Consider the following 15,754-nt stretch of genomic DNA (forward strand, 5'->3'; position numbering starts at 1 on the left):
GTTGCCGCCCGCGAGCGGGGGCGAGTGCCGCATGGAACGGCCGTACCGCGGCGGGGGAGGAATAGATGCCAGGTCCCAGGGTGACGACGTTTCATGGTGACGAGACCCTCCCTTCGCATGTCGAGGTGGTGGTGATCGGTGGCGGCATCATCGGGGCGAGTGCGGCGCTCGAGCTTGCCGAGCGGGGCCATTCGGTGGCGCTGTGCGAAAAAGGCGGTATCGGGCAGGAGCAGTCGAGCCGCAACTGGGGCTGGGTGCGGATTTCGCGGCGCGATCCTCGCGAACTGGCGCTGATGGCCTCCTCGATCGATATCTGGCGCGGGCTCGATGCGCGGCTCGGACGCGCCACCGGCTATACCCGGGCCGGTATCCTGTTCGCTTGCGAGAACGCCGAACGCTACGCCGAGCACCAGCGCGCCTGCGCTCAGCTGGCGCCGTTCGATGTCGGCGCGAAGATGGTCTCGGGCGGTGAGCTCGATCGGCTGCTGCCAAGCGGCCACCGCATGGCGCTCGAAGGCGCGCTCTATACCCCAGGCGATGGCCGCGCCGAGCCGCAGTGGGCGGCACCGGCGATCGCCGAGGGTGCGCGCGAGCGCGGTGCGGCGGTGCTCACGGAGTGCGCGGTACGCGGCATCGAGCGAACCGCCGGACGAATCGGCGCGGTGGTCACCGAGCGCGGGCGAATCGGCTGCGACGCAGTGGTGCTCGCTGGAGGCGCTTGGTCCGGCTTGTTCTGCGCATCGCTCGGGCTGCGCTTGCCCCAGCTCAAGGTGATCAATTCGGTGCTGCGAACCGCGCCGCTCGAAGGTGGGCCAGAGGCTGCGCTTTGGAGCGAGGATTTCGCCCTGCGCCGGCGCGCCGATGGCGGCTATAGCGTTGCTTCTGGCCATGCCAACATCGCCGACATCGTGCCCGATTCATTGCGCTATGCCCGCGATTTCAGCGCCGCGCTGCGCCAGGAATGGCGCTCGCTCAGCCTGCGCCTGGGCTGGCGGTTTCTCGACGAGCTACGCCTGCCCCGGCGCTGGGCGCTCGACGAGGCCAGTCCGTTCGAATACTGCCGCACGCTCGACCCACACCCCTCCAAGCGCCAGCTCGATCGCGCCTTCTCGCGGCTGGTAGAGGCTTTCCCGCTGTTCGCCCGTGCCCAGGTGGCGCAGCGCTGGGCTGGCTGTATCGACGTCACCCCTGATGCCGTGCCGGTGATCTCGCCGGTGGACGACGTCCCCGGGCTGCACATCGCCACCGGCTTCTCCGGCCATGGCTTCGGCATCGGGCCCGGTGCCGGGCGCTTGGTCGCCGACCTGGTCGTCGGTGTGACGCCTTTGGTCGACCCGAGTCCGTTTCGCTTCTCCCGCTTCAGTGACGGCTCCCGCCCGGAGCCCATCGGCGGCTTTTGATCCACCCCCACGATCCCGCCGGGTCAAGGCCCGGCCCAGGAGTAGAGAATGACCGACCATAACAAGCACAACCAGAATCGCGGTTCGTTCGATCTTTTCACCCATCCGACCCGGCGCCAGGCGCTCGGTCTTGCGCTCGCCGGCGCTGCCGGAATGATGCTGCCCTGGAGCCGTGGCGGCCAGGTGATGGCGCAAAGCAACCAGCAGCGGGTGATCATCGCCTTTTCCCAGGAGCCGACGGTGATGAACCCGCTGATGCCCCATATCGAGGTGGACGAGGGTATCCACTGGAACGTGTTCGATCCGCTGTTCAGGATCGCGCCGGATGGCAATTTCGTCCCGGCGCTTGCAGCCGAGGTGCCGAGCGTCGCCAATGGCGGCATCTCGAGCGATGGCCTGCACTGGCGGATCAAGCTGCGCGAGGGCGTGACCTGGCATGACGGTACCCCGTTCACCGCGGACGACGTCAAGTTCACCATTGATCTGATCAACAACCCCAGCTTCCGCGCCTCCCGCCGCCAGGGCCACGAGCTGGTGCGCGACATCGAGGTGATCTCGCCTACCGAGATCAGTTGGAGGATGGAGCGTGGCTATGCCCCCTATGCGGCGCTGTTGAGCTCGACTTTCATCGTGCCGAAGCATCTGCTCGGCGAGGTGGAGGATCCCAACAGTGCCCCGTTCAACAATGCACCGGTGGGCACCGGCGCCTACCAGTGGGATGCGCGCGTGGCCGGCGACCATATCAGCCTCAGGCGCAACCCGGACTACTTCGATACGCCCGCGGTGATCGAGCAGGCGGTGTTCAAGTACGTGCCCGACCTCAACGTGCTCTACACCCAGTACAAGACCGGCGACATCGATTTCACCGGGCTCCAGGGCATCACCCCGGATCATTACGAGGAAGCCAGGAACATCAGCGGGCGTACGCTGCTCGAGCTGCCCGCCGCGTCCGTCGAGTCGGTGGCGCTGAACCTTGGCCGGCCGCAGTTCCAGGACCCCAAAGTGCGCCAGGCGCTGTACCTGGCGATCGACAAGGCCTCGATCATCGATGCGCTCTATTACGGGCTGCCGACCGCCACCGAGAGCTACATGCCGCAGCAGTCGCGCTACTACAACGCCGAGCTGCCCGAGCAGCGCTTCGACATCGACGCCGCCAACCAGCTGCTCGACGAGGCCGGTTGGGAGCGCGGCGGCGATGGCATTCGCGCCAAGGACGGGGTGCGCCTCTCTTTCACCAACTCGACCACCGCCGGCAACCAGGTGCGCGAGCAGGTGCAGCAGTTCATCCAGCAGACCTGGCGTGAGATCGGCGTCGAGATGAGCATCTCCAACCTGCCGCCGGCGGTGATGTGGGGCGAGTACTGGACGATGTCGCAGTTCGACAGCGTGGTGGTCGGGATCAACTTCCTCACCGGTGCCGACCCTGATGTCAGCGACTATTTCGGCTCCAGGGCGATATCCGCCCAGGGCGGGGCGGGGCAGAACTGCTTCCAGTTCGCCAACGAAGAAGCCGACCAGCTGCTTGCCGAGGGCGGCGCCAACCAGGACCCCGAGCAGCGCCTGCCGATCTACCTGCGCCTCCAGGAGCTGATCCGCGACGAGCTGCCGATGCTGCCGCTGTTCCAGTACACCAACCTGCGCGGTCATCGCGAAGGGCTCGAGGGATTCGAAAACAACGTCAACCTGCGCATCGAGTCGTGGAACGTCAAAGCATGGCGCTGGAGCTGAGCCTGAACCAGGCCCTCCTCACATTCGCACGGAGCAACCGCCATGACGCGATTTTTGATCCAACGATTTGTGCAGAGCCTGATCATCCTGGTGCTGGTATCGGTGATCGGCTTCTTCGTCCTCAATCTCGCCCCGGGCGGGCCGCTTTCGCAGTTCTCGCTGAGTCCGGGGATGAGCCAGGCGGAGCTCGATCGCATCGCCGCCCAGATGGGGCTCGACCGGCCGCTGCCGGTGCAGTACCTGGACTGGTTCGGTCGTCTGCTCGGCGGCGATTGGGGCAACTCGTTCCGCGATGGCCGGCCAGTGCTCGAGGTGATCGGCGGGCATCTGCCGGCGACGCTTTTGCTGATGGGCAGCTCGACTCTGGTGTCGGTGGTGATCGGCGGCTGGGTCGGGGTGCTCGGGGCGATCAGGCGCTACTCGGTGTTCGACTACCTGGCCACGATCGGTGCAATGATCGCGCTGTCGATTCCGACCTTCTGGTTCGGCCTGGTGGCGATCTACGTGTTCTCCCTCGAGCTCGGCTGGCTGCCCGCCGGCAACATGTACACCATCGGCGATCAATCGCTCGGCGACTACGCCAGTCATCTGGTGCTGCCGACCCTGGTGCTGGCACTGGTCAACGTCGCGATCTGGAGCCGCTACATGCGCTCATCGACCTTGGATGTGATCGGCGAGGATTTCGTTCGCACCGCGCAGGCCAAAGGGCTCTCCGACTGGCGGGTGCTGCGCGATCATGTGATTCGCAACGCACTGCTGCCGATGATCACCCTCGCCGGCCTGCAGTTGCCCACCCTGCTGGGCGGCGCACTGGTCACCGAGACCGTGTTCACCTGGCCCGGCATGGGCAGGCTGTTCCTCGATAGCCTCGGCTACAACGACTATCCGGTGATCATGGGCATCCTGATGTTCAGCGCCGTGCTGGTGCTGCTCGGCAACCTGCTCGCCGACCTGCTGGTAGCGGTGGTCGACCCCCGGATTCGGATCAGTTGAAGGAGAGCGACCCATGACTACGTCCCACTCGGTGGTACTCGTCGCCGATCCCTCGCCGCCGCGCAATCGTGTCGTGCGCCGTTTCCTGCGCCATCGCCTCGCGCTGTTCGGTGTCGTGACCCTGCTGCTACTGGTGTTTGCCTGCGTGGTAGGGCCTTGGCTTTTGCCATACGATCAGCTCTCGATCGACATTCGTAACCGCTTCGCTCCGCCCTTCACCGGGCTGCACTTCTTCGGCACCGACCCGCTCGGGCGCGATCTCGCCGCCAGGCTGCTGATGGCCGGGCGGGTATCGCTGATGGTCGGCTTCTCGGCGATGCTGGTCAGTGTCGCGCTCGGTGCCACGGTAGGGCTGATCGCCGGATACCTACGTGGCTGGGTGGGCGCCACGCTGATGCGTATCGTCGATGCCTTCCTGGCCTTTCCCAGCGTGTTCCTGGTCCTGGTGCTGGCCGCTTTCATCGAACCCAGCCCGCTGGCGATCACGCTGATCATCGCCGCCACCAGTTGGATGGAGATCGCACGGATCGTCGAGGCCGAGACCCGCTCGCTGCGTGAGCGCGACTTCGTGCTCGCCGCCCGGCTGCTCGGCAGCTCTCACTTGCGCATCATCGGCCGCGAACTGCTGCCCAATGCGATCGGCCCGATCATCGTCGCCGCCACCCTCACCGTCGCCCAGGCGATCCTGCTCGAGGCCTACATCAGCTTCCTCGGCTACGGCATCCAGCCGCCGCTGCCGAGCTGGGGCAACATGCTCAACAGCGCCCAGCAGTACCTTGGTTCGGCACCCTGGCTTGCGATCGTACCCGGTATCGCGATCGCCCTAGCGGTAACCAGCTTCAACTTCGTCGGCGATGGCCTGCGCGACGCGCTCGACGCCCGCAGCGAAGAGCGCTGAAGCAGGCAGTGCCTCGAGCGCCGCGGCGTCGGTGTGAGCCGCGGATCGCCTTCGGGCACGCGCCTCCTTCATGCCACCACTGGGATGCTCGACAAGTCCGCCGGCAAGCTCTCCAGCGTGGGCCTTGTGAGCAGGGGCGCGGGAGCTCCCGGAGGTGCCGTCAAACCGATGCGGTTGTGCCATATGGTGGGTAGCCCGACCTTCTCGGTGCCGAATAGGTCATAGGCGGAACCGGCTACGAATACTGCATTGGCCGGTGCGACGCCGAGCATTTCCAGCGCCATGCGATAAGGCGCAGGATCCGGTTTGTAGAAGCCCGCTTTTTCCGAGGTGACGACCACATCGAATGGCACACCCAATAGGTCCGCGGCGATATGGCCCAGCCTTTCCGAGCAGTTGGTCACGACACCCAGCTTGTAGTGCGGCTTGAGTGCAGCCAGCACCGCTTTGGCTTCGGCCCAGGGCTGTAATTCGCTCCAGCGTGCTTCAAGCTCGGCAGCGGCTTGGCGACCGAGCCCGACTTCGATCGCTGCCTCTGCGACCAATTCTTCATAAGGCCGATAGCTGCCGCAGCCATAGGTCGCCTTCAGGTACGCCATGCGCCATGTACGCCCCATGTGCTCTGAACCGGCCACTGAATTCCACAGTGTCCATGAGTCCAGCAAGGCAGTCAGCAGATCGAACAGGACCAGCTCGATCGGAGCGCGGGGTTGGGTCGGCCGCAGGTTTGTCGTGGAGTTCGAGGTCATCTCAAGGATTCCTGTCCAGGATTGACGAGTTCAGCAACGGCGGTGATTTCCACCAACGCTCCGTAATGAAGCTCGCCACATGGAATGATCGCGCGCGCCGGTCGGTGAGCGCCCAAAAGCCTCGCGTAATGGGTATTCACGGTTGGCCAGTGCGCCACATCGGAGATGAATATCTGCACGTTTACCAGATTCGCCAGGGTTGCATCACCAGCACGCAGCACCGCCTCGACATTGGCCATGGCTTGTACGAACTGGGCCTCGATGCCGTCGGGAAAAGTGCCCGACCGCGGATTGAACGGCAGCTGTCCGGACACGAACAGCAAGTTACCTGTTATTACTCCCTGCGAGTAATGACCACCCGGCGTGGGCAGATGTGGTGATGTGACGGTTTGCATTGACGTTCTCCGTTCAAGAGTTGGATAAGTAGTCACCGCGGGCGCTTGATGACCCACTTACGGTTACCGCTGGTTGGGTGGCCTCAGCCTCAGCCTCACCTTCCCATTTAGAAACCGAGGCGGTGGCAATACTGTTTCCCAGCACGTTGATCGCCGTACGCCCCATATCGAAAAACGGATCTATACCCAGCAGCAGTAGCATTCCCGACACCGGAAGCCCCAGCGAAGGTAATGAAGCGGCGACCACTACCAAAGATGCGCGCGGTACACCTGCCATTCCCTTGCTGGTCAATAACATCACCAGCAGCACCCCGACCTGTTGGGCAAGCGTCATTTCTATATGAAAAGCCTGGGCGATGAAGATGACCGCGAAGGCTTGATAGAGCATGGCGCCGTCGAGGTTGAACGAGTAACCCAGCGGCAACACGAACCCGGATACCCGGCGCGGCACGCCGAATCGCTGCAATTGCTCGATAGTCCTGGGGAAGGTCGCTTCACTGCTCGAGGTCGAGAAACCGATCAGCAGCGGGTCGCGAATCAGCCTTAGCAAATGTAGGATCCGCGGCCCGAGAATCAGCCAACCCACCGCGATCAACAGCAGTGCGAGCACGGCCAGTGCCAGGTAATAGCCGCCCAGCAGCTTGCCATAGATGCCCAGGACGCCCAGGCCTTGGGTCGTGATGACCGAGCACAATGCCGCCCCTACGCCCAGCGGTGCCAACCACATGACGTAGCTGGTCAGCTTCAACATGATGTCGAAGATCGCATCGGTCAGTTCCAGTATCCGCCTCTTCACCGTTCCGCCTGCCGCTGCGGTGGCAACGCCGAACAGGAGTGCAAACAGCACTATCTGCAAGATTTCGTTGCTGGCCATGGCATCGACCACACTTTGCGGAACGATATTGGTAATGAAGGTCTTCAGATTGAACGGCGCGACGTCGATGCCTGAACTTTCAGTGGCCGCAGGCAGGTGCGCCGCCATCTGCCCGCCCAGATTCAGGAGGTTGCATGCCAGGATGCCAATCAGTAGCGACACCACCGAGGCACAGAAAAACCAGGCTAAAGAGCGCATTCCCATGCGGCCGATGGCCTGGGGGTCTTGCATGTTGGCGACGCCCGATACCAGGCCGCAAAAAACCAGCGGCGCAATGATCATCTTGATCGCTCGCAGGAACAGATCCGTCAGTATCGATAAATATTGCGACACCACTATATGCGCGGTGGTCTCATTCAAGTTGGCATTCAAGACCGCACCGATAGCGGCCCCCAGGATCATCCCGATCAGGATCCAGACTGAGAGGTTCTTCATCATGAAAGATACGCCTTTGGTGTTGTGGATTTAGTAGGCGGTAGTGGAAATGAACCGATATTTACCAACCCGCGATGCGTGGCCAGTAACCGAGGCGACGTCCCTCGGTCAGGACGTGATAGCCGGCGTGCTGCGCGGTGGTAGCGCAGGCATGATTGGGCAAGATGCGTAGCTGAGTGCCAACGGGCAGCTCTGGGATGAATTCGGGATTTCCCGAGCGCGAAGAAATGATTCCATGCTCCTGGTTGGCTGCGGTAACGATCAGGTCGCCTATGGGCTGGCCCGATAGGTCGCAGACGATGCCGTATCCTTGATCCACGCGCTGTTTGGCCGTACCGCGGTCGCGAGACAGCGCCATCCAGCCGGCATCGACGATGGTCCAGCCTTTCTCGGGCTGGTGACCAATGACCGTAGTCAGTACCGAGACAGCGATGTCCTGCACATCGCACACCCCAAGCCCAGCCATGACCAGGTCGAAGAACGCGAACACGCCGGCTCGAACCTCCGTGATGCCGGAGAGGTCCTGAGTGAACAGTGCGGTGGGAGTGGAACCTATGCTGACGATCGAGGGCTCGAACCCTGCCTCATTGAGCAGCCGTGCGGCCTCGACCACTGCTGCACGCTCCTGACGTGCATAAGCCTCGATTTCATCGATCGATCGGCTGTCATAGGAGTTTCCGGCGTGGGTCATGACACCACTGACCCGGACTCCTGCGTTACTAAGCAAGTGGGCGATCTCGACCAGTAGCGTCGACTGCGGGGCGATGCCTGAGCGGTGGCCGTCGCAGTCGATCTCGAGAAGTACTTCGAAGAGCTGCCCGATGTTGCAGGCAAACTCAGCCAATAGGCGAGCGCTTTCGAGATTGTCCAGCACCAGCTTCAACTTCGCCCCTTGCTCTATCAAGCGGGTGGCATGAGCGAACTTATTCGGGGAGATACCAACACCGTACAAGATGTCGGTGAAGCCCTCAGCCAAGAAAAAGTCCGCCTCACGCAGTGTAGAAACTGTGATGGGGCCTCGTTCGCCAGCAAACAGGCGCTCGGTGACGTCTAGACATTTGTTGGTTTTGACGTGTGGGCGCAGCGTCACGTCGAACGGCATCAGCTTGTTTCGCATGCGCAGGATATTGCCGTCCAAGCGGTCGCGATCCAATAAAAGCACGGGGGTTTCGATTAGGTCTGCCATTTGTTCTCTCCGGTAATGGCGCTATTCTAAGCCGTCAAAACCGCCGTGCGTGTTAACCTCCCATAACTCTATGATTCAGTAATTCTTAATGACAGACATATTCGACATTCGCTTCTTACTGGTCATCCGGGAAAGCAAAAGTTTGCTGGAGGCGTCACGCAAATTGGGACTGACGCCTTCTGCAGTCACTCAGCGGCTTCAGCAGATGGAGAAGAAACTCGATCTCCGCCTGCTGGACCGGTCCGCGCGACAGCTACGCTTTACCGACGAAGGTGAGGTTTTGTGCGTTCGCGGTGCAGAGTTGCTCCAGCAGTTCGATGCGTTGCTGGAGGACCTGCACGAAAGGCGCAGAGGTTTTGTCGGCAAGTTGAAAATCAACGCGCCCTTTGGCTTTGGCAGGCGATACGTAGCACCTGCGGTTGCGGCGTTCAAAAGCCTGCACCCAGAAGTCGAGATTTCTTTGACCCTGTCCGACCAGCCAATGGTGGAAGCGAGCGACCGCTTCGACGTGGTGATCCATATTGGCCAGCTTGGCGTGTCCAATCTGGTGTGTCGCACCCTTGCGCCGAATCGCCGGTTCATCTGCGCCTCGCCTGCGTTCATTGCGCGACATGGTCTAATCGACAGCCCCGAGCAGCTCGCCCATCAGCCCTGCATCGCGCTGCACGAGAACAATGAAGACGTGACCCTATGGCATCTCAGCCGAGGCCGGAAAACCCAAAGCATACGCATTCGCCCGTCACTCATTAGCAATGACGGCAACGTGATCAAGCAGTGGGGATGCGATGGGCAAGGGATCATCCTGCGCTCAGAGTGGGATGTCGCCGACGCCTTAGCGGACGGTAGCCTTGTGCGACTGCTGCCGGCCTGGAAACTGCCGGATGCCAATGTCGTGGCGCTTACCCATCAGCGCGAGGGATTACCGGAGCGGACCCGCAATTTCATGCGTTTCCTGCAAGACTCTTTCCTACCCGTGCCGCCCTGGCGCGCCTGAACTGCCCTCTTTGCGACCGGCCGTTATCGGCCTGGAGTGGGTCGAAAAACAGAGCTGGATCCTTGCTATCCAGGAGCATGGGCTTTCGATTCGCCGAGAGTCGAGCCCATCGCCTCGACCCGGCGTTTCACGTGAAACCCCTGCGTATCGTGGGACGCTCTGTTAGCCTTCGAGCTCCGGTCATGCAGGGGCGTGCCTTATGGATCATCGCCAGCTCAAGTTTCTCGTCGCGCTCGCCCGTGAGCGCCATTTCGGCCGTGCGGCGCGGGCGTGCCACGTCACTCAGCCGACCCTCTCGGCTCGATTGAAGCAGCTCGAGGAGGAGCTCGGTGCGCCGCTGATCGAGCGTGGGCGGCGCTTCGAGCGTTTCACCGCGGAGGGTGAGCGAGTGCTCGCCCATGCGCGGCGCATCCTCGCTGAGTTCGAGGCGCTGCGCGGGGAGCTGGTCGGCGAGCGTGCGACGAGCAAGCCTTTGATGCTCGGTGCGGTGCCCTCGGCGCTTGCCGAGGTGGGGCGCTGGCTGGGGTTGCTCGACCTGCGTCTCCCTATATTGCCGCTGAGGCTGCGTGAGTATGCGATGCCGGCGCTGCTCCAGGCGCTGGCCGATCATGAAGTCGAGCTGGCGCTCGGCTATCTCGACCCCGCTGCGGCGATGTCCGATGTATTCGCGGTGCGCCCGCTCTATCGCGAGCGACTGGCGCTGTTCGCCGCGCGGGGGCGCTTCGAGCTGCCCGAGACGCTCGACTGGTCCGCGCTCGGTGCTTATCCCCACTGTGCGCTGACGCCTGAGATGCAGCATCGTCGCCGGCTGGCGCGCTCGTTCGAGCGCGTGGGACTCACGGTCGAGACCCGCTTCGAGGCCGATTCGATGGCGGCGCTGGCGCTGATGGTGGGTCAAGGCTACGGCGTCGCGGTGCTGCCGCTCGGCTTTTCCTCGCTGCTCGAGCCGCTTGGGCTTGAGGTCCGGGTGCTGCCCGAGAGCGATCTCGAGGTACCCAGGATCGGGGCGATCTGGCGCCTGGATGAGCCGCTCCCCGCGCGTCTTGGCCAGCTGTTGGAGGCGATCTCAGCGCTTTCGACGCAGGCGGTGGACAGTTGAACCTTCGATAGACGGCGTCGATCATTAGATCGTTCCCATCGATTGGCGGTATTCCCCAGCGCGGCGCTAGGATAGTCGGATCAATTTTCCACTATCTGGCACCTGGTGCGCCGTCGAGGAGGTCGTATGTCCAAACCCCGTATCGAGTCCTATAAAGGGCCTGCCGCGGGCTGGGGCGCGCTCAAGGCGGTCGGCACGCACCTCTCCCACAGCGGTGCGCCGCTCGCCAACGTACGCGCGTTGCTCAAGCTCAACCAGCCCGATGGTTTCGATTGCCCCGGCTGTGCCTGGGGCGATCCGGAGCATGGCTCGTCGTTCGAGTTCTGCGAGAATGGGGTCAAGGCGGTGAGCTGGGAGACCACCTCGAAGCGGGTCGATGACGCCTTCTTCGAGCGCTACACGGTCAGTGAAATGAAGCGCTGGGACGACTACCGGCTCGAGGACCAGGGCCGGCTGACCCGGCCGATGCGCTTCGACCGAGCGAGCGATCGCTACGTGCCGATCGAGTGGAGTGATGCGCTGGATCTGATCGCCGATCACCTGCGCGCGCTCGATGATCCCGACCAGGCGCTGTTCTACACCTCGGGCAAGGCGTGCAACGAGTCCGCCTACACGTTCCAGCTGCTGGCCCGGCTCTATGGCACCAACAACCTGCCGGACTGCTCGAACATGTGCCATGAAGCGAGCGGGGTCGGCCTCGGGGAGGCGCTCGGGGTCGGCAAGGGCAGCGTGCTGCTGGATGATTTCGAGCGCGCCGAGGCGATCTTCAGCTTCGGTCAGAACCCCGGCACCAACCATCCGCGCATGCTCGGCACCCTGCGCGAGGCGCACGAGCGCGGCTGCGAGGTGGTCGCGATCAATACGCTCAAGGAGCGCGGTCTCGAGCGTTTCGCCGACCCGCAGCGCAAGTTCGAGATGCTGCGCGGCGGCAGCGAGGCGGTCAGCTCGATGTATCTTTGCCCCAAGCTCGGCGGCGACATGGCGATCGTGCGCGGGATGGCCAAGGTGGTGTTCGAGCGCGACGCGCTGGATCACGACTTCATCGCGCGCTACACCCAGGGCGTCGATGCCTATCGGGCGGTGGTCGAGGCCACCGCTTGGGAGACGATCGAAGCGCAGTCGGGGCTCTCCAGGGCGGAGATCACCCGCGCCGCCGAGATCTACATTCGCTCCAACGCGACGATCATCTGCTGGGCGATGGGCATCACCCAGCACGAGCACTCGGTGGCCAGCGTACGCGAGATCGTCAACCTGCTGCTGCTGCGTGGCAACATCGGCAAGCCGGGGGCGGGCACCTGCCCGGTGCGCGGTCATTCCAACGTCCAGGGCGATCGCACCATGGGCGTCAACGAGAAGGCGCCGGAGTGGTTCTTCCAAGCCTTGGAGCGCTACTACGGAGTGAGCCTCAAGCGCGGCCATGGCCATGACACCGTCTCGGCGATCCGTGCGATGCGCGAGGGTGCATGCCGAGTGTTCATCGGTCTCGCCGGCAACTTCGCCCGCGCTACCTCGGATTCGAACGTCTGCGAAGCGGCGCTCTCGAGCTGCAACCTCACCGTGCACATGAGCACCAAGCTCAACCGCAGCCACCTGGTCACCGGACGCGACGCGCTGATCCTGCCGGTGATCGGCCGGGTCGAGACCGACGCCAAGGCTGACGGCACGCCGCAGCTGATCACCGTCGAGGATTCGATGAGCATGGTTCATGGCTCGGCGGGGATCCAGCGCCCGGCATCCCCGATGCTGCGCTCCGAGGTCGCGGTGATCTGCGGGATCGGCGAGCGGCTGCTCGGCAGCCAGGTGGTCGACTGGATGGCGCTCGCCGAGGATTACGACCGGATACGCGATCAGATCGCCGAGGTGATCCCCGGCTTCAGCGATTTCAACCGGCGGGTGCGCGAGCCGCGGGGCTTCTGGCTCGGCAACCCTGGCGCACGGCGCGAGTTCTCCACGGCCAGTGGGTTCGCCGAGTTCTCGAGCGATCCGCTGCCGGAAGCGGTGCTGCACCAGCGGCTCGCCCGCGAGACTGGCTGGTTGACGCTCCAGACCCTGCGCAGCCACGATCAGTACAACACCACGGTCTATGGCTACGACGACCGCTATCGCGGTGTGAAGGGGATGCGCCGGGTGATCTTCCTCAACCCGAACGACATCGAGCGGCTCGGGCTCAAGGATGGACAGTGGGTCGATCTGGTCGGACGCGAGGAGGACGGCGTGCCGCGCCGCGCCGAGGCGTTCCGGATAGTCTCCTACGACACGCCCGAGGGCTGTGCGGCGGCGTACTATCCTGAAACCAACCCGCTGATTCCGCTCGACTCGGTCGGGATCAAGAGCAATACCCCCAACTCCAAGTCGGTGGCGGTACGGCTGGCGCCGAGCGCGCGATTGGCCTGAGAACAGTGGTCGAGAGCGGTGGTTACGCTTCGACACGCGAACGCGCTCCACTGCAATGCGGTCCAAGGGGATACTACCAAGGTCGAAGGATTCGCCGGCGGCGAATCCTGATTCCGACGGGAGGTATTGATGATGCTTGGACATTTACTCAGGATGCTCGCCCGCTACTTCGTTTTCGGGCTCAGCGTGCTTTCCTCCACCAGCCTGCTGCTCTCCTGTGGCGACGCCCGGCGGGTACTGGATGCGCCCGATGCCAACCAGCATCCCCGCGCGCGGCGCCCACGCTGATCGGGCGCTCTCATGCACTGACCCTTATGCATCGATGAAACACACCGACCAAACCCAACGCCCCCGGCCGCGATGAAACGCGCCGGGGGCGTTGGCTTGAATGGGTCGGATGAACGGCTCGTGTGGAGCGAAGCCATCGAGTGGTGCTAGTTTGGCCCGAGGCCCTCTACCGGAAGATCGCGCTCATGGCGACTGCGTCGACCAAGCCTGTCATCGGCGTCACCCTGGATGCCGAGCCCGCCGGCGGCTACGCCGGCTCGCCCTGGTACGCGCTGCGCCAGAACTACATTTCGAGCGTCAATGCCTGCGGCGGCGTGGCGATCGCCTTGCCCCACCATCCAGAGCTCGTCCCCGAGCTGATCGCGCTGTGTGACGCCTTGGTGATCACCGGCGGCGCCTTCGACATCGATCCCGCCCTGTTCGGCGAACGGATCACCACGCCGACCATCCGCTTGAAGCCCGAGCGCACCCGCTTCGAACGCTCACTGCTCGAGGCGGCGATGGCGCACGACTTGCCGATCCTCGGCATTTGCGGTGGGCAGCAGCTGATCGCAGCGGTCACCGGAGGCAGCCTGATCCAGCACATCCCCGACGAGATCGGCCATCAATTGGTGCACAACCGCAAGGCCGCCGGCGAACTGATCCATCATCCGGTGACGATAGCGCCGGGCAGCCTGCTGCACGCGGTGGCCGGGGTCAGCGAACTGAGCGTCAATACCTCTCACCACCAGGCGGTGCGATCGGTCGGCCCCGGCTGCCTGATCACCGCGCGGGCACCCGACGGCGTGATCGAGGGCATCGAGTGTCCGGGGCTCACTTTCTGCCTGGGCGTGCAGTGGCATCCCGAATATCTCGAAACCGCCGCGGACCGGGGCATCTTCCTGGCCCTGGTGGAGGCTGCGCGCCGATACGGCGAAAGGCGGCGGCAGTCCTCGGTATCCTGACCTCTCTCTTGCGCCGCATGGGCACCGTCATGGCGAGGAACATCATCGAGCGCCAGCTTCGACGTGATGCACGCCATGGGGCAGCGGAATCCGTCCGATCCGTTGGAGGGCGGGACGCTGGTCATCGTCGATGCGGAAGACCTCGAGGCCGGCGTTCGGCGGCTCATCGGCATGGCCCTGGAACACTGTGGCGAAGAAATGACGCCCGTCCGGGGAGAAGCTGCCGCCCTCCGGCAGTACGCCCTCGAAGGGATAGTCGGCCAGTTTCTCGAGTTCACCGCTGGTGGGATCGAAGCGTAGCAAGGTAACGCTGGCGTCGCGCTGAAAGCGGGGCGAGTCGGGGGCGAACACGGTGCCTTGCATGTTCACGGTGGCGACCAACCGGCCGTCCGGGCTGATCGCCAGGCCCTCGGCATTGGGAGCGGTGGCGACGCTGGCGATGCGTTGGTGGCGGTCACCGGCTTCGGCGAGGCGGATCACGCTGATCGATGAAGCCTGGTCGGGAATGCGCCCCTCCAGGCTGGTGGCGGTTAAGTCGCGGCCCCAGTCGGAAGTGAGATAGAAACGGCCATCGGGGCTGAAGCGACCGACGAAGGGATCGCGGCCGACCGCCACTGGTTCGCCCCAGGTGTGCAGCTCGATGCCATGCTCGCCTTCAGTGACGGTGAAGAACGCCACCCGGTCTTGCGTGTTGACGTTCACCGCAAGCGCTCGGCCAGAGGGATGCCAGTGTATGTTGCTTAACGTTACGCCGCCGCGAGGTTGATCAGCGTCGCCGTGGATACCCAGTTCGGCGACGTCGAAGCGTGCCGGCTCAGTGAAGTGGCCGTCGGCATAGGACACGACCTGGATCGTACTGGCCGTCGGGGTGTTGGAGACCACCGCGATGCGATCGCCTGCGGGATGTAGCGCCAGGGCCTCCGGGGACGCTTCCAGTGCGATGCTGTCGGCTTGGCGGGGCTGGGAGGGATCGCTCAGGTCGATCGCCGTCAGCATGCGCCCAGGCGGCAGCTCCGCGACCCGGGTCATCCCTGGGCCACGCTGGCCCAGCCGTTCGACGACGAAGGCGGTGCTGCCATCCCGGCTCAGCGCGAGCACCTCCGGAGACGCGGTCACCGAGTTCGATACCGGCAGCCGGCTGATCGAGTACCCGTCATCGCTGAACCTGATCACACTGAGCAGATCCTCATGGCCGGCTTCGCGCGGCGCCAGCAGGCCGCTGTAGTAGCTGGAGGCGTCGAAGTCTCCATCGCTGATCGTCACCAGCGTACCGATGGCGGGATTGATGGCCAGACCCTCCGCTGAGGCAGGCGTGTGAAGGCAAACGATCAGAGCCAAGCCAAACCAGTGTCGGGTCATCCGCATAGGCCTCGGGGA

The 15,754-nt window shown here is 63.9% G+C and carries 14 protein-coding genes; 9 read left to right on the top strand and 5 right to left on the bottom strand.

Annotated elements, in window-relative coordinates; genetic code table 11:
* Positions 1 to 65: 65 nt before the first annotated feature.
* From A5892_RS02725 to A5892_RS02740, 4 genes are read left to right on the top strand one after another with little or no spacing between them, the layout of a single operon-like run.
* Positions 66 to 1,400 carry an NAD(P)/FAD-dependent oxidoreductase gene (locus A5892_RS02725; protein WP_064121493.1) on the top strand — a complete coding sequence of 445 codons (1,335 nt, stop codon included), beginning with the start codon at positions 66 to 68 and terminating at the stop codon, positions 1,398 to 1,400.
* 48 nt (positions 1,401 to 1,448) lie between these two features.
* On the top strand, positions 1,449 to 3,128 hold the full coding sequence (locus A5892_RS02730) for a peptide ABC transporter substrate-binding protein (RefSeq protein ID WP_064121494.1): 1,680 nt from the start codon (positions 1,449 to 1,451) through the stop codon (positions 3,126 to 3,128).
* Positions 3,129 to 3,170: 42 nt separating this feature from the next.
* Positions 3,171 to 4,121: an ABC transporter permease gene (locus tag A5892_RS02735; protein ID WP_064121495.1), complete on the top strand. Its 951-nt coding sequence runs from the start codon at positions 3,171 to 3,173 to the stop codon at positions 4,119 to 4,121.
* A 13-nt stretch (positions 4,122 to 4,134) separates the two neighbouring features.
* A complete protein-coding gene (locus A5892_RS02740) occupies positions 4,135 to 5,019 on the top strand; it encodes an ABC transporter permease (RefSeq protein ID WP_064121496.1) in 885 nt (294 codons plus the stop codon).
* A gap of 68 nt (positions 5,020 to 5,087) precedes the next feature.
* Here A5892_RS02740 and A5892_RS02745 read toward each other — a convergent pair whose 3' ends face one another.
* The 4 genes from A5892_RS02745 to A5892_RS02760 are packed head-to-tail and all read right to left on the bottom strand — an operon-like array spanning position 5,088 to position 8,658.
* Positions 5,088 to 5,768: an HAD family hydrolase gene (locus A5892_RS02745; RefSeq protein WP_064121497.1), complete on the bottom strand. Its 681-nt coding sequence runs from the start codon at positions 5,766 to 5,768 to the stop codon at positions 5,088 to 5,090.
* Positions 5,765 to 6,163: a RidA family protein gene (locus A5892_RS02750; RefSeq protein ID WP_064121498.1), complete on the bottom strand. Its 399-nt coding sequence runs from the start codon at positions 6,161 to 6,163 to the stop codon at positions 5,765 to 5,767. The genes A5892_RS02745 and A5892_RS02750 overlap by 4 nt, the downstream gene beginning before the upstream one ends.
* A 13-nt stretch (positions 6,164 to 6,176) precedes the next feature.
* A complete protein-coding gene (locus tag A5892_RS02755) occupies positions 6,177 to 7,475 on the bottom strand; it encodes a dicarboxylate/amino acid:cation symporter (protein WP_064121499.1) in 1,299 nt (432 codons plus the stop codon).
* A gap of 58 nt (positions 7,476 to 7,533) precedes the next feature.
* Positions 7,534 to 8,658 carry an alanine racemase gene (locus A5892_RS02760; protein ID WP_064121500.1) on the bottom strand — a complete coding sequence of 375 codons (1,125 nt, stop codon included), beginning with the start codon at positions 8,656 to 8,658 and terminating at the stop codon, positions 7,534 to 7,536.
* Between the two features lie 88 nt (positions 8,659 to 8,746).
* Between A5892_RS02760 and A5892_RS02765 the strand changes: the two genes are divergently transcribed.
* The 5 genes from A5892_RS02765 to A5892_RS02780 all read left to right on the top strand — a co-directional run bounded on the left by A5892_RS02765 (position 8,747) and on the right by A5892_RS02780 (position 14,377).
* On the top strand, positions 8,747 to 9,652 hold the full coding sequence (locus A5892_RS02765; RefSeq protein ID WP_064121501.1) for a LysR family transcriptional regulator: 906 nt from the start codon (positions 8,747 to 8,749) through the stop codon (positions 9,650 to 9,652).
* A 199-nt stretch (positions 9,653 to 9,851) separates the two neighbouring features.
* On the top strand, positions 9,852 to 10,751 hold the full coding sequence (locus tag A5892_RS02770) for a LysR family transcriptional regulator (protein ID WP_064121502.1): 900 nt from the start codon (positions 9,852 to 9,854) through the stop codon (positions 10,749 to 10,751).
* A 126-nt stretch (positions 10,752 to 10,877) separates the two neighbouring features.
* Positions 10,878 to 13,145 (top strand): FdhF/YdeP family oxidoreductase, encoded by a 2,268-nt coding sequence (locus A5892_RS02775; RefSeq protein WP_064121503.1) that lies wholly within the window; start codon positions 10,878 to 10,880, stop codon positions 13,143 to 13,145.
* 129 nt (positions 13,146 to 13,274) lie between these two features.
* Complete coding sequence (locus A5892_RS20395) at positions 13,275 to 13,433, top strand: hypothetical protein (protein ID WP_190295645.1); 159 nt, start codon at positions 13,275 to 13,277, stop codon at positions 13,431 to 13,433.
* 185 nt (positions 13,434 to 13,618) lie between these two features.
* Complete coding sequence (locus A5892_RS02780) at positions 13,619 to 14,377, top strand: gamma-glutamyl-gamma-aminobutyrate hydrolase family protein (RefSeq protein ID WP_064124259.1); 759 nt, start codon at positions 13,619 to 13,621, stop codon at positions 14,375 to 14,377.
* 42 nt (positions 14,378 to 14,419) lie between these two features.
* Here the strand turns inward: A5892_RS02780 and A5892_RS02785 are convergent, their stop codons facing one another.
* Positions 14,420 to 15,736, bottom strand: coding sequence for a lactonase family protein (locus A5892_RS02785; protein ID WP_150123461.1), 1,317 nt, complete (start codon positions 15,734 to 15,736; stop codon positions 14,420 to 14,422).
* Positions 15,737 to 15,754: the final 18 nt, after the last annotated feature.

Source organism: Halotalea alkalilenta (genome assembly GCF_001648175.1).
Taxonomy (GTDB): domain Bacteria; phylum Pseudomonadota; class Gammaproteobacteria; order Pseudomonadales; family Halomonadaceae; genus Halotalea; species Halotalea alkalilenta_A.

What these genes read in the sequence shown, in the direction of transcription:
- A5892_RS02775 (WP_064121503.1), top strand. Translation starts at nt 10,878, where the DNA reads ATGTCCAAACCCCGTATCGAGTCCTATAAAGGGCCTGCCGCGGGCTGG.
- A5892_RS20395 (WP_190295645.1), top strand. Translation starts at nt 13,275, where the DNA reads ATGATGCTTGGACATTTACTCAGGATGCTCGCCCGCTACTTCGTTTTC.
- A5892_RS02725 (WP_064121493.1), top strand. Translation starts at nt 66, where the DNA reads ATGCCAGGTCCCAGGGTGACGACGTTTCATGGTGACGAGACCCTCCCT.
- A5892_RS02735 (WP_064121495.1), top strand. Translation starts at nt 3,171, where the DNA reads ATGACGCGATTTTTGATCCAACGATTTGTGCAGAGCCTGATCATCCTG.
- A5892_RS02750 (WP_064121498.1), bottom strand. Translation starts at nt 6,163, where the DNA reads ATGCAAACCGTCACATCACCACATCTGCCCACGCCGGGTGGTCATTAC.
- A5892_RS02755 (WP_064121499.1), bottom strand. Translation starts at nt 7,475, where the DNA reads ATGATGAAGAACCTCTCAGTCTGGATCCTGATCGGGATGATCCTGGGG.
- A5892_RS02770 (WP_064121502.1), top strand. Translation starts at nt 9,852, where the DNA reads ATGGATCATCGCCAGCTCAAGTTTCTCGTCGCGCTCGCCCGTGAGCGC.
- A5892_RS02740 (WP_064121496.1), top strand. Translation starts at nt 4,135, where the DNA reads ATGACTACGTCCCACTCGGTGGTACTCGTCGCCGATCCCTCGCCGCCG.
- A5892_RS02785 (WP_150123461.1), bottom strand. Translation starts at nt 15,736, where the DNA reads ATGACCCGACACTGGTTTGGCTTGGCTCTGATCGTTTGCCTTCACACG.
- A5892_RS02745 (WP_064121497.1), bottom strand. Translation starts at nt 5,768, where the DNA reads ATGACCTCGAACTCCACGACAAACCTGCGGCCGACCCAACCCCGCGCT.
- A5892_RS02760 (WP_064121500.1), bottom strand. Translation starts at nt 8,658, where the DNA reads ATGGCAGACCTAATCGAAACCCCCGTGCTTTTATTGGATCGCGACCGC.
- A5892_RS02730 (WP_064121494.1), top strand. Translation starts at nt 1,449, where the DNA reads ATGACCGACCATAACAAGCACAACCAGAATCGCGGTTCGTTCGATCTT.
- A5892_RS02780 (WP_064124259.1), top strand. Translation starts at nt 13,619, where the DNA reads ATGGCGACTGCGTCGACCAAGCCTGTCATCGGCGTCACCCTGGATGCC.
- A5892_RS02765 (WP_064121501.1), top strand. Translation starts at nt 8,747, where the DNA reads ATGACAGACATATTCGACATTCGCTTCTTACTGGTCATCCGGGAAAGC.